12 protein-coding genes are annotated in these 12160 nt (G+C 32.7%); 4 read left to right on the plus strand and 8 right to left on the minus strand.

The window, feature by feature from the left end; all coding sequences use genetic code 11:
* Positions 1-32: 32 nt before the first annotated feature.
* Together BM289_RS24500 and msrA are read right to left on the minus strand one after the other, a co-directional pair.
* Positions 33-1601 carry a protein adenylyltransferase SelO gene (locus BM289_RS24500; RefSeq protein WP_091499016.1) on the minus strand — a complete coding sequence of 523 codons (1569 nt, stop codon included), beginning with the start codon at positions 1599-1601 and terminating at the stop codon, positions 33-35.
* 162 nt (positions 1602-1763) lie between these two features.
* On the minus strand, positions 1764-2297 hold the full coding sequence (gene msrA, locus BM289_RS24505) for a peptide-methionine (S)-S-oxide reductase MsrA (RefSeq protein ID WP_091499017.1): 534 nt from the start codon (positions 2295-2297) through the stop codon (positions 1764-1766).
* A gap of 182 nt (positions 2298-2479) precedes the next feature.
* Here msrA and BM289_RS24510 point away from each other — a divergent pair, with 182 nt between their 5' ends.
* A complete protein-coding gene (locus BM289_RS24510; protein WP_091499021.1) occupies positions 2480-3967 on the plus strand; it encodes an aminotransferase class V-fold PLP-dependent enzyme in 1488 nt (495 codons plus the stop codon).
* A gap of 241 nt (positions 3968-4208) precedes the next feature.
* Here the strand turns inward: BM289_RS24510 and BM289_RS24515 are convergent, their stop codons facing one another.
* From BM289_RS24515 to BM289_RS24540, 6 genes are all read right to left on the minus strand, one after another.
* Positions 4209-5951: an APC family permease gene (locus tag BM289_RS24515; RefSeq protein WP_091499029.1), complete on the minus strand. Its 1743-nt coding sequence runs from the start codon at positions 5949-5951 to the stop codon at positions 4209-4211.
* 119 nt (positions 5952-6070) lie between these two features.
* Positions 6071-6541 carry a nuclear transport factor 2 family protein gene (locus BM289_RS24520; protein WP_091499030.1) on the minus strand — a complete coding sequence of 157 codons (471 nt, stop codon included), beginning with the start codon at positions 6539-6541 and terminating at the stop codon, positions 6071-6073.
* Positions 6542-6588: 47 nt separating this feature from the next.
* Positions 6589-7113, minus strand: a complete 525-nt coding sequence (locus tag BM289_RS24525) for a hypothetical protein (protein ID WP_091499031.1) — start codon at positions 7111-7113, stop codon at positions 6589-6591.
* A 9-nt stretch (positions 7114-7122) separates the two neighbouring features.
* Positions 7123-7599: a hypothetical protein gene (locus BM289_RS24530; RefSeq protein ID WP_091499032.1), complete on the minus strand. Its 477-nt coding sequence runs from the start codon at positions 7597-7599 to the stop codon at positions 7123-7125.
* A 6-nt stretch (positions 7600-7605) separates the two neighbouring features.
* Positions 7606-8283: a peptidoglycan DD-metalloendopeptidase family protein gene (locus tag BM289_RS24535; protein ID WP_091499033.1), complete on the minus strand. Its 678-nt coding sequence runs from the start codon at positions 8281-8283 to the stop codon at positions 7606-7608.
* Between the two features lie 4 nt (positions 8284-8287).
* The gene (locus BM289_RS24540; RefSeq protein WP_091499034.1) at positions 8288-8953 is read right to left on the minus strand and encodes a spermidine synthase; all 666 of its coding nucleotides are present in this window, start codon (positions 8951-8953) and stop codon (positions 8288-8290) included.
* Between the two features lie 64 nt (positions 8954-9017).
* Here BM289_RS24540 and BM289_RS24545 point away from each other — a divergent pair, with 64 nt between their 5' ends.
* The 3 genes from BM289_RS24545 to BM289_RS24555 all read left to right on the plus strand — a co-directional run bounded on the left by BM289_RS24545 (position 9018) and on the right by BM289_RS24555 (position 12104).
* On the plus strand, positions 9018-9569 hold the full coding sequence (locus BM289_RS24545; RefSeq protein WP_091499037.1) for a 1-acyl-sn-glycerol-3-phosphate acyltransferase: 552 nt from the start codon (positions 9018-9020) through the stop codon (positions 9567-9569).
* A gap of 84 nt (positions 9570-9653) precedes the next feature.
* Positions 9654-10658, plus strand: coding sequence for a hypothetical protein (locus BM289_RS24550; protein WP_091499040.1), 1005 nt, complete (start codon positions 9654-9656; stop codon positions 10656-10658).
* A 291-nt stretch (positions 10659-10949) separates the two neighbouring features.
* Positions 10950-12104 (plus strand): M14 family metallopeptidase, encoded by a 1155-nt coding sequence (locus BM289_RS24555; protein WP_091499042.1) that lies wholly within the window; start codon positions 10950-10952, stop codon positions 12102-12104.
* Positions 12105-12160 lie beyond the last annotated feature (56 nt).

The raw sequence follows: 12160 nt of genomic DNA on the forward strand, positions 1-12160 counted from the left end.
AAAAATCATTCGTGATTTCGTGGCGAAAAAAATTAAGAACTGCAAGAAAGCATGGAGCAACCAACTTTTGTTCTTGCCCAATCTGGACGTTTCGCGAACCATTTTTCAGATTCTGGCTGTTCGTCATAAGGATTTTTCAAAAGATGGAATAATTCATCCACTAAAGAATAATCTCCCTTGTCAGCCGCATCTATAGCCAATTGTGCCATATAATTTCTAAGCACATATTTTGGATTTATTTGATTCATTTTTAAAGCACGTTCTTCATCAGAAAGTGTTTCAATCTTCAATCTCTTTAGATAAACAGAAAGCCATTTCTGCCATGCATCTAGAATTTTATCTTTTATTTCCATTGGGAAATAGAATGCATACTCAATCTTTTCGAATGCTTGTTCTACAGAATCCTCTTTCTTGATCTGACTAAGATTTCTGAAAAATATAGTCATATCAGTTTCTGATAATTGTAAAATTTCTTCTAGACCTTTTACAATTTTATCGTCAGTATCACTTGAAGTAAATATTCCTAATTTATTTAAAAACATAATTTTGTAGTCTTCTTCAAAATCAATTATAAACGAATCTAGAATCTTTTCCAAAGGCGCAGCTTCATTAACAAGAGGATAGAGTGCATTTGCCAATTGAAATAAATTCCATTGCGCAACCTGAGGTTGATTTCCGAAACGGTATCTTCTGTTTTGACTGTCTGTTGTATTAGGAGTCCAATCCGGATCATAATTTTCCAACCAGCCATACGGACCATAATCAATCGTAATTCCGTGAATTGACATATTATCCGTATTCATAACTCCGTGAACAAAACCAACTCTTTGCCAGTGCAGAATCATTCCACGGGTTGTATCTGTCACTTTTTGGAAGAACTGAATATATTGTTCTTTTGGCTTGCCTTTAATTTCTGGAAAGTAATGTTTGATGGTATATTCTACAAACTGCTTAAGGTTTTTAAGTTCATTTCTGGCCGTTAACATTTCAAAACTTCCAAAACGAATAAATGATGGAGCCACACGACAAACCACAGCTCCTTTTTCATAAGCTGGATTTCCGTTATATAAAATGTCTCGCAACACTTGATCTCCAGAAAGAATCAAAGAAAGCGATCGGGTAGTGGGAACTCCTAAATAATGCATGGCTTCGGCACAAAGATATTCTCTGATAGAAGAACGTAAAACGGCCAATCCATCGGCTGTTCTGGAATAAGGCGTTTTTCCTGCACCTTTTAATTGCAATGTGTAAAATTGATTATTGTTTTCAACTTCAGTTAGATTAATGGCACGACCGTCGCCAAGCTGTCCAGCCCAGTTTCCAAACTGATGTCCAGCGTAACACATAGCATACGGTTGTGTTTTTGGCAAAATATCTTTTCCTGAAAATACATTTAGGAATTCGTCTGAATGAATTTCCTCTTTTGATATTCCGACTAATGCAACAACTTCTTCGGAAGCATGTATTAGTTCAGGATTAGAAGGTTTTGCTGGATTTACATACGAAAACAAAGTGTTTTTTACCTGACGAATTTCATTTTTTAATTCAGGATCCGCTGGTAACTCTGCTGTAAATCTATTGTTTATTTTTAAATTTTTCATTTTGCTTTTTTATTTTACCACAGATTATAAAGTTTTTTTTTGCCACGAATTACACGAATTTTCGCGAATTATTTTTTTTATAAACTCAACTAAAAAATTAGTGAAAATTCGTGGCCATCAAAATATCCCTTTAATCTTTATAATCTGTGGCTAACCTAAAAATTAATACACTAACATATCAGCGTACATTTTTTTTAGTTTTTGAATTTTCGGATCAATTACTACTTGGCAATATCCAGCTTCTTGATTTTCATTATAATAATTTTGATGATAATCTTCTGCTTCGTAAAACACTTCAAAAGGTTTCAATTGCGTTACAATTGGGTCTGCATAGGCTGGCTGTACTTCTTCAAATACTTTTTCCGCAACTTCTTTTTGTTCCTCATTATGATATAAGATGATAGAACGATATTGCGTCCCGCTATCTCCTCCCTGACGATTTAAAGTTGTTGGATCATGACTTGTCATAAAGATAAAAATTAAGTCATGATATGAAATTATGTCAGGATTAAAAGTAACTTGGATAACCTCTGCATGTCCAGTTCTGCCAGTGCAAACTTCTCGATAAGCAGGATTTTTTATAAATCCATCTGAATAACCTGATTTTATTGATTCTATTCCCTTTAAACGCTGAATTACAGCTTCAATACACCAAAAACAACCACCACCAAAGGTAGCTACTGATAAATTTCCCATAAATAATACTTTCTGTTTGTTTATTACCTATTAATTCGATAGGATATTATGATAATTTATTAAAAAATAGTCCTTTTAACTAAATATACACGATAGGAATGTAATGTTTGAAGTTTGTTATTGATAAATTCGCAATTTTGTAAAAAAACGATATATTTGCAGTCAAACACAAGACACAACTAATGAATAGCAAAAATAGTACCATCACCCTTGAAACTTATTTTCAGGAATTTAGACAGAATATTGTCGGTATAAATCAGGAATTTACGTCACCTTATGGCAGAAAAACAATCGTTTATACTGACTGGACTGCCAGCGGAAGATTATATCGCCCTATTGAAGAAAAATTATTAAATCATTTTGGTCCTTTTGTAGCCAATACACATACTGAAACTACTGTTTCTGGTACTGCGATGACAAAAGCCTATCATCATGCCAGACATATTATTAAACGTCATGCGAATGCAAATAATGATGATGTCCTGATTACAGATGGAACGGGAATGACTGGAGTTATCAATAAATTTCAGAGAATTTTAGGTCTAAAAGTTCCTGAGAATTTGAAAAGTTTCACCAATGTTCCAGCAGAAAAGAAACCAATTGTTTTTATTTCGCATATGGAGCATCATTCTAATCAGACTTCATGGCTGGAAACTATTGCTGATGTTGAAATTATTCCGTCTTGCGAAAAAGGACTTTTCAATTTAGAAAATCTTGAAACTTTATTAGAAAAATACAGCGACAGAACGATTAAAATTGCTTCAATTACAGCTTGTTCTAATGTTACGGGATTAAGAACTCCTTTTCATGAAGCTGCAAAATTAATGCACCAATACAATGGTGTTTGTTTTGTGGATTTTGCTTGTTCTGGTCCTTACGTAGAAGTAGATATGCATCCTGCTGATCCGGAAGCATATTTGGATGCGGTTTTCATGTCTCCACATAAATTTTTAGGAGGTCCTGGAACTTCTGGCGTATTAATTTTCAATAAAAAATTATACAATAATATGATTCCAGATTGTCCTGGAGGTGGAACTGTAAGCTGGACAAATCCTTGGGGTGAACACAAATACATTGATAACATTGAAGATCGTGAAGATGGTGGAACTCCTGGTTTTCTTCAGGTTATTAAAACAGCTTTAGCGATTGAACTTAAGGAAGAAATGGGAATCGAAAACATTATGCATCGAGAACATGAAATCGTTGATTATGTTTTTAGTGAATTAGAGCCTATTGAAAATATCAAGATTTTAGCTGGACAACATAAAGAACGTCTTGGGGTAATTTCGTTTTTCATAGATGATCTGCACTTTAATTTAGGAGTAAAAATCCTAAATGATCGTTTCGGAATCCAGACTAGAGGCGGATGCAGCTGTGCAGGAACTTATGGCCATTACTTATTACATGTTGATCAAGAGACTTCCAATAAATTAGTTAACGAAATTACAATTGGTGATTTAATAAAAAAACCGGGATGGATTAGAATGTCGATTCATCCAACAACTACAGATAAAGAGATTGCTTTTGTTTGTCAAAGTATTAAAGAATTGGCGGCAAATCATAAAGAATGGGCTTTGGATTATTCTTATGATAAAAACAGAAATGAATTTATTCATAAAAACGCTACTTCATTTGAAGACGAGTTAGTGGAAAGCTGGTTTAAATCTTAGTTTCTTGACCACAATCCCAATGGTTATTAGGAGCAAAGATTTTTTATAGATATTCAATATGATAAACCCGACAGGTTTTTAAAACCTGTCGGGTTTATAGTTTCTTAGGAAAATGAAAGCTTCTAATTTAGCCCCGATAGAAGTGGAAATCCTTTTACTTTTTTCTTTAAAAAGTAAAAGATTGCAACGGATAGCGGGACTTGACGTTATTTAAAACAAGAATATTTCTGCTCCTCAAAAATCACATAATCAAACGTACTCCTCCAAGGTCAGAAACACGATAAGAAAATTTATTTCCTGGCGAACCGATAAACATAAAGTTTTTAGGAATTTTCCATTTTTGGGAAAGCTCGTCGATTATTTCTGGACCGAAAACACCTTGAATCTCTAAATATTCTATATCAAGTCCGTCATAGGCGCGATCTAAGACTTCTAGATCTTTTTTAAGTGCTTCATTATTAGTTGAGTCGTTTTTGACATGAACAATTTTTAGCTTCTTAGTGGTTTCATTATCTTCAACATATTGTAGGACTTTGTTCAAAATTGTAATATCGTCGCCTTTTGTAAAAAAGACAAATTCCTGTGAATTAATTTGTGAACTTAAATTCTGCAAATATCGATTACTTATAATTACCATTTTTCTAAGCGGCTGATAGAAATATTCTAAAGCTTCAATTAGTAATCGAATGAGCATAACACGATTCAACATGATTCCGATAAATATCAAAGCAGGAATCATATATTGGAGAAAAGTATAGAACGAATTAATGTTGAGTTCCATGTTACCAATAAAAGCAGCAATAACAAAACTTACAGCAGCAGTAACAGCAATACCTCGAGCTCGTTCTGGTCTTGGCAGCTTACTGCGTTTGTACTTTAAAAGTAAATTACCGATTCCAAATAGAGCCATAACGGCTAAAAACGAGAAGGTATATACTCCTGCTAAAGATTCTAGATGACCGCTTGTAGCAAAAAGCACAGAAATGCAAAGGATTAAAAAACTGATGACAATTCTATAATGTGCACCTCTTTTATTTGTTTTTAGGAAATAATTTGGGAGAATTCTGTCCAAAGTCATTCGGTTTAAAAGTCCGGAAACACCAACAAATGAAGTTAAAACTGCTCCACAGAGTACCATAACGGCATCAATAGAAATCAGCCAGGCAAGCCAGGCTCCGCCGGTAGTTTGTCCTAAATGTGCTAAAAGAGATTCTTTGTTTTCTCCAACTTCTGTTAACGGAATTACACTGATTAGCAATATTGCAATAACAGGATTGAAGAAACTCACAATCCCCCACATGTTTCGAAGTGTTTTTGGGAAGACACCCTGTTCTTGCTCTTCAACAAAATTGGCAGAACTTTCAAAACCTGAAATCCCCAACATCGCCGCTGAGAATCCTAGAAAAAGTGCTGTTTTAATACTTTCATAGGCAATAGGAGTGTGCCAATTAATATGAAAAGTTCCTAAACCATGAGTCAGAACAAACCAAACTGAAGCTAAAACTAACAAACTTAATGTACCAATATGTGTCAGGAAAATTATAACGGCCACAAATGCTGATTCTCCTATTCCTAGAATAGCCAAGCCAGTAAATAAAACTAAGACAACAACAGTCGCAATTGTGACATTGAGTCCTTCAAATATTCCATGCAAATAATGCATTCCTTCTGAGGCTGAAATAACTGCTGTTGCCATATAAGACAAGACTGTCAGGGTAGCGGCTAAAGAAGCCAATCGTTTAGTAGAAGTATTTAATAGAACATTGTAGGCGCCTCCATTTAATGGAATTGCGCCTACAACTTCTCCATAAATTTTTCTGAAAAGAAATAATACAACAGCAACAATAAGCAATGAAATCCATGCATATTGCCCGGCATACAAGATTGTTAAAGCCGAAACATACAGACAGGAAGAACTAATATCATTCCCACAAATCGCAGTTGCCTGTAATTGATTTAATTTTTTGTGTACGATTTCTTTCATTAGTATTTGAGATTTACACTTTTAGTAAAAAACAGCAAGCAACAAATAATTATAATCGAGTAAAAAGGCAGATATTTATCTAAAAACTTATTGGAAATTAAAGTTTTTTTAAGAAGGTATTATTTAGATTCCTGAAACTTTTGAAGTGATAATAAGGCTTGTTTCTGCACTTTTTTCTGAAAAAAGCCCGTCCAGCCAAGTAAATATCCAATAGGGCCAAAAGCTTGTTTTGACCATTTCCATACATCAAAGTTGTCGGTGTGTTTTATAATTAGTCCGTCTTGAAAAACAAATTCAGCCCTAATTTTATTGACTACATTTCTGTTTGTTTTACTGAAATTATAAGTAGCAACCCAATTGGCAGAACCAGTAGAATCATCGGCTTGTACATTAGAAAACTCAATTTTTAATTTTCCTTTGCTTTTTGAAAGTAACATTTCCCACATTTTTGAAACCTGATCTTCTTTAAGTAAACCGAAAGCAGGATCGATAAAGTGAACTTTGGGATGATAACATTCACTCATTGTTCTGGCATCGGCATTAGCAAAAGCGGTATAAAATTTTGTTATTAAGGCTTCGTTTGAATTCATAGGAAATTTTTAATGTTAAATATAAGATTTATTAGATTAAAAAATCATTATAGAACACTAATTTCTTTAGCTGTATCAAATGTTTTTTTGCTTTTATCGAATGCCGTTGAGAAATAATTCATTTTGTTATAAGCAGTAAAATATCCTGTCTGATTTCCAAAATCATTTGATCCTCCGGCAATTATAAATCTAACAGCATAGATGTCAGTCTTTTTGAGTTTTAACCATTCTGCCGGAGTAAAATAATAATAAGAAGTTGTTTTTCCATCAGCTGATTCTTTTACGTTTTTATCTGTACACGCAATAACATCTGCATTTGTTAAATCTACATACAAACCGCCGGCAATTCTAGCTTTGTCATTTGCAGTATCAATTGTAATTTTTAAAAGACCGCCTTTATCTGTTTTTGCTATTTGAATCTTTGCCTCACCTGTATAAGCATATTTTTCGCAGATAAAAGTGTATTCCTGAGTTGCAGGAAAAGGAGCTGAGCCTTTTACACTAATAGTTTGCTGTGCTTTTGCAAATGTCGAGATAAACAATAATAGAAGAAGGGATAATTTTAAATTCATATTTTTAATTTATTGATTAGCCAATTTAGCATCAAATTTTTCATCCCAGTCCATTGATTTTATGGCCGAAATGAGATTTTCATCATTTACAAAGACTCTCAATTCTTTGTTTGCAACTTTTTTACTGTACAAAGCGTGATAGCGATAAATGACTTCCTGTTTGGTTTTGTAAACTCCTTCCAGTTTTAAATCTATAAAGCTTCCGTAATACTGTCTAAACCTTTGACAGGTCTTGGTTAAACGTTCTTCGGTTGTGTTTTCCATCACCGATTTGGTTACTTCAGTTTCATTAAAAGGTTTAAATTTTGAAGTATTACAAGTCATCAACACTCTTTTTCCTAAATCATATGCTTTTTGCTGTTGATTTGCATTTATTTCAGATCCGGAAACTTTCTTTATTTTTAAATCTTCAGTATCTCTGTTTACTGTTTTAGATTTACATCCAATTAATAATAACAAACATATAATCAATCCTGCTTTCTTCATAACTATTTAAGTAATTTTTAATAATAAGTTAGGATCGGGACAATTTTCGATATAAAAATTCAGGTCTTTTGTATTGCAGACACCAGGATAATCTCCTAGGTAATTTTCAATATTGTGTATGATTTGAAAATGGACATGCGGAGCATAATCTCCATTTACTGAGGCTTTTCCCAAGGTCGCAATCTTTTCGCCTTTTTTGAAATAGTCTCCGATCGTTAAGTTTTCTATACTTTCTAACGACAAATGTCCGTATAAAGTATAAAATTTTTGATTTTCTACTTCGTGTTCCAATATTATGGTTGGTCCATAATCTCCCAATCCAATGTTGTTTTTAAAACTATGAACCTTGCCGTCTAATGCTGCAAGGACTATTGTTCCAGCTTCTGCCCATAAATCTAAGCCAATATGAATATTGCGTTCCGGTTTTGATTCATTCAAAAAAATGGAACTTCGCTGATATAATGAGCGCCCTTCTATATAACCGCCAAAAGCAACTTTGGCATTTTTTCTCTGCAGATAATCTGTAATGTATTTTTCAAAATCTTCTGATGTATTGAGTTTCGCATCAATCAGTTCCAGATTTGAAAAAGAAAGATTAATAGGTGTGTATTCTGAAATACAAATTGTTTCATCAATAACTTTAGTAGGAGGTAAGGCGTTTAAAATGGAGGTAAGGGGTCTCATGAAATTAAGCTACTTTATTTATAATTATTATTTCGTTGTGTGTTTCAATTCGTGGCAACATTTTAGTAGTAAACAGTTCTGAATTTACTTCAGAAATATATTTTCGATTTCTGACATTATGTGCTTCATCCAGAATCATGGTGTTGAATAAAACATAACCTTTATCTTTCAATAAGGTACAGATTCTATCTAGAAAAAATTTTTCGAACAAGAAGTTAGGCATATGTGTATCTTCGAAAATATCAATAATAATAAGGTTGTATTTGTCTTTGGTTTTTAAAACAAATTCAAAAGCATCATCAATAACTACTTCTAATTGTTTAATCTGATTGAGGTTGAAATACTGATTTGCAATCTGAATCATTTCAGGATCAATTTCAACACCCGTTATTTTTTCTTTATATTCAATTTCATCTACTAAGGTTTTAACAACACTTCCGCCAGCAACTCCTAATAATAAAATATGATCCATTTTTAGAATATTCTCATAGCCAATATTTCGAAGTCCGTACCTTAATATACGCTGTAAACTTCCATAAGAATAGTTGGTATTTTCAGTATCTAAAACCAGTTCGCCATTTGCCCATGTAACCTCAATCATTTTGCTTCTTGCTGATTTCTTTTTAAATATTTTTATGGGGATAATGTAACTGAAAAATTTTCGAATCATTTTGTATGCTTTTACTCAAATTTACCATTAAATCTTTTATTTTGAATCAAATATTACATCTTTAATGAAAAAACTATTATATAAATTCTTATTCTTTAAGCTAATGGGCTGGAAGATAATAGGATTGAAAAATGCCGAAATAAAAAAATGTATCCTAATGGTAATGCCTCATACCAGTAATCATGACTTTTACATAGGACTTTTTACCCGAGGCATCTCCGGATTACAAATGAATTGGGTAGGAAAGAAGGAATTATTCAGATTTCCGTTTGGTTATTATTTTAGAAATGTAGGCGGAGAACCTTTAGATCGTACTGGCGGATTAAACAAAGTAGATTCTATAGCCGCAATTTTTGAACGCAAAGAAATCTTTCGTTTGGCTGTCGCACCAGAAGGAACCCGAAAAGCAGTTAAAGAAATTAAAACCGGATTTTATTTTATAGCGCTTAAAGCGAAAGTCCCAATTGTTCCTGTAGCTTTTGACTGGGGCAAAAAAGAAGTAAATCTTGGAGAGCCATTTTATCCAACCGGAAATTATGAAGCCGACTTTGAAGTTTTGAAAAAACATTATGAAGGAGTTTTGGGGAAAATTCCTGAAAATGGATATTCATTTTAAAAAGAAACAGTAGCGTTTATTTTACCAGTAAAACCAATCAAATGGATTTTTCGTAAGTATAATTAACTATCAAAAATTATATTTATGAAAAAACTATTTATTACATCGGCCTTTTTACTATTGATTTTTACGTCTTGTGACAGTGGTGATTCTGAAAAAACAAATTCATCTGAAGCTGTCTTATTTACATCCAGCAATACTTCTGGAAAGATTAGTTATCAAGATTTATTATCAACTTCAGCAATGGTTAAATCCTTTACTATTGCATCACTTGATGCCGAAGGAGTGTCTTATAATAGCGATACAGATGCAGTTATTGTTGCTTCAAGAACTAACAATAGACTGGAAACTTACACTGGTATAAAAGATGCCATAAAAACAGGTATCGATAATTTAAAGTTAACTTTGAGCGGTCTGAATACTGAATTTACAAATGCAAGAGAAACTGCTGTTTCTGGAGATATAGTTATCGTTGCACAAGATCAGTTTGCTTCAAACGGAATGACAAATAAACTTTTTGTTTATAAAAAAACTACAACTGGCTTTTCTCTTTTAAAAACATTTACAACCGATTTTAAATTATGGGGAATTCATGTAAACGGGAATGATTTGTATGCTGTAGCTGACCTGACAGGCGATATTGTTTTGTTTAAAGACTACATGAATAATGCATCTGGAACAATTACTGCTACAAAAAGAGTAACGATTGCAGGCTTAGTTCGTACACACGGAATCACTTATTCTGCTTCAGATGATACTATGATTTTAACAGATGTAGGAAGTGCAACTTCTGGAACAGATGGAGGACTGATTTTTATAAAAAACTTTACAAGTGTATTTAATTCAACTTCTGCTTCAGGAACAATTGCGCAGACAAATCAAATAAGAATTTATGGACCAAATTCGCTTTTAGGAAATCCTGTGGATGTCGCTTACGATCATGTTACAAAAAAGGTTTATGTTGCTGAAAGATTAAATGCGGGAGGAGAAGTTCTAACTTATACCTATCCAACAGCGTCTGGTGATTTTGCTCCAACTAATGTAAGATTAGAAGCGGGTGTAACGTCTGTTTTTGTTTTTAGAAAATAACTTTCAGAAAAAAATACTATTCAGCCTGATTCAGAATTCTGAATCAGGCTTTTTTTCAAACGCGTGAGAATCGTGTATTTGAAAATTTTCTGTACCAATCTCCAAATACGCTCTAATTTTTCAATTATGAAAAATGAGGCATAAATATACTTTTATAAAGATTAGAACTTTCCAAGATCAAATTCAGTTGTTGTTTAAAAAAAATGATTACACTATTAAATTGTTAAAGCTTGCCCGCTTTTATAATTGTAAAAATAAAGATCTTTACTTTTGTCAACTAATCAAAACATAATGAATTTAGAAAATCTTTTTATACAATACAAAGAGCAGAGTATATCTGGGAGATATTTGACTTTAGATCATATTCAGCCCCTTTTAGATAGATTAAACACCAACAATCAAGTACAAATTATAGGAAAGTCTGTTTTAGGCGAACCTATATATAGTTATCAAATTGGCACTGGAGCAACACGAGTATATCTATGGTCTCAGATGCACGGAAACGAAAGCACCACAACCAAAGCATCATTTGACTTTATCAATTTATTGAATGATGATACTGATTTTGCTAAAAGAATGCTCAATACCTTTACTTTTTACTGGATTCCGATATTAAATCCGGATGGTGCTAGATTCTATACGAGAGCAAATTCTAATGAAATTGATTTAAACAGAGATTCACAAGACCTGACTCAACCAGAAAGTAAAGTTTTGCGCAAAGTTTTTGAAGACTTTAAACCACACTATTGTTTTAATCTTCATGATCAGCGCACTATTTTTGGAGCTGGAACGGAAGGAAAACCGGCTACAGTTTCTTTTTTGGCTCCTTCTTATAACGATGAAAGAGAAGTAAATGAGAATAGACAAAAAGCTATAAATATCATTGCAGGCATTAATAAAGTACTTCAGGAATATATTCCAGGACAGGTTGGACGTTTTGACGACTCATTTAATATTAATTGTATTGGAGACACTTTTCAATATTTAGGAGTTCCAACGATCTTATTTGAAGCAGGGCATTATCCGGGCGATTACGACAGAGAAATTACACGTAAGTACATATTTTTCTCGTTAATTTTGAGCTTTAAACTTATTTCCGAAAACGATTTAGTGGATAACCGAATTGGTGAATATTTGAATATTTCACAAAATAATGTGGTTTTTTATGATTTTATGTATAAAAATGTCAAAATAAATTATGATGGTATCGAAATTATTACGAATTTTGTCGCACAATACAAAGAGGAATTAATCGAAAATAAGATTCATTTTAACGCCTATATAGCAGAAGTAGGTGATTTGGGAAATTTCTTTGGACATTATGAATATGACGCAAAAGGCGAAGAATATTCGGATGATTTCTTAAATTTTCCAAAAGTGGGTCAAAAAGCAAATTTTTATTTAAATAAAAATGTTAAATTTGTTAACGGATTAATAAAAAGTTAATTTTTATGTGAATTTCTTGTTTTTTATATATAATTTTATACTTTGTAATAGCAATT

This window comes from Flavobacterium phragmitis (assembly GCF_900112575.1).
GTDB lineage: Bacteria > Bacteroidota > Bacteroidia > Flavobacteriales > Flavobacteriaceae > Flavobacterium > Flavobacterium phragmitis.

What these genes read in the sequence shown, in the direction of transcription:
- BM289_RS24500 (WP_091499016.1), bottom strand. Translation starts at nt 1,601, where the DNA reads ATGAAAAATTTAAAAATAAACAATAGATTTACAGCAGAGTTACCAGCG.
- msrA (WP_091499017.1), bottom strand. Translation starts at nt 2,297, where the DNA reads ATGGGAAATTTATCAGTAGCTACCTTTGGTGGTGGTTGTTTTTGGTGT.
- BM289_RS24510 (WP_091499021.1), top strand. Translation starts at nt 2,480, where the DNA reads ATGAATAGCAAAAATAGTACCATCACCCTTGAAACTTATTTTCAGGAA.
- BM289_RS24515 (WP_091499029.1), bottom strand. Translation starts at nt 5,951, where the DNA reads ATGAAAGAAATCGTACACAAAAAATTAAATCAATTACAGGCAACTGCG.
- BM289_RS24520 (WP_091499030.1), bottom strand. Translation starts at nt 6,541, where the DNA reads ATGAATTCAAACGAAGCCTTAATAACAAAATTTTATACCGCTTTTGCT.
- BM289_RS24525 (WP_091499031.1), bottom strand. Translation starts at nt 7,113, where the DNA reads ATGAATTTAAAATTATCCCTTCTTCTATTATTGTTTATCTCGACATTT.
- BM289_RS24530 (WP_091499032.1), bottom strand. Translation starts at nt 7,599, where the DNA reads ATGAAGAAAGCAGGATTGATTATATGTTTGTTATTATTAATTGGATGT.
- BM289_RS24535 (WP_091499033.1), bottom strand. Translation starts at nt 8,283, where the DNA reads ATGAGACCCCTTACCTCCATTTTAAACGCCTTACCTCCTACTAAAGTT.
- BM289_RS24540 (WP_091499034.1), bottom strand. Translation starts at nt 8,953, where the DNA reads ATGATTCGAAAATTTTTCAGTTACATTATCCCCATAAAAATATTTAAA.
- BM289_RS24545 (WP_091499037.1), top strand. Translation starts at nt 9,018, where the DNA reads ATGAAAAAACTATTATATAAATTCTTATTCTTTAAGCTAATGGGCTGG.
- BM289_RS24550 (WP_091499040.1), top strand. Translation starts at nt 9,654, where the DNA reads ATGAAAAAACTATTTATTACATCGGCCTTTTTACTATTGATTTTTACG.
- BM289_RS24555 (WP_091499042.1), top strand. Translation starts at nt 10,950, where the DNA reads ATGAATTTAGAAAATCTTTTTATACAATACAAAGAGCAGAGTATATCT.